At 69.8% G+C, this 507-nt stretch carries 1 protein-coding gene; it reads right to left on the bottom strand.

Annotated features, from left to right (window positions below; translation table 11 throughout):
* Positions 1-6: 6 nt before the first annotated feature.
* Positions 7-507 (bottom strand): GlxA family transcriptional regulator (locus ACX4ZE_RS23030; RefSeq protein ID WP_480275558.1); only part of this gene is annotated, 501 nt, incomplete at its 5' end.

The raw sequence follows: 507 nt of genomic DNA on the forward strand, positions 1-507 counted from the left end.
CAGCTGTCATCCGCCTAATGATCGACGATAGGCAGCGGGTGTGGCTCCCGTCGTCGCGCGCAGATGCCCGCGCAACGCGGTAACGCTGCCGAATCCCGCATGCGCGGCAACGACTTCGATCGGCAACCGCGTAGTCTCCAGCAACTCCCGCGCCCGCGTGGTGCGCTGGGCATCCAGCCAGCGCCGGGGCGTGGTGCCTACCTCCGCCTTGAACCGCCGGATGAAGGTGCGCTCGCTCATCAGCGCGTGCGCGGCCATTGCCGAAACATCCACCGCAGCCTCCGGTTCCGCTACCGCCCAAGCCAGCGTGGCGGCGAGACCACCATCGGCATCGCGCTCGCCGGGGTCGGCCGGGATGTACTGCGCCTGGCCGCCTTCCCGGTGCGGCGCGGTCACATTCCACCTGGCCAGTTCCGCCGCCGACCGCGCGCCCAGTTCCCGGCGGACAAGATGCAGGCACAGATCGAGGCCCGCCGAAAGACCCGCCGAAGTGAGCACATCGCCGTC

The sequence above is a fragment of the Nocardia sp. TBRC8007 genome, assembly GCF_056629435.1.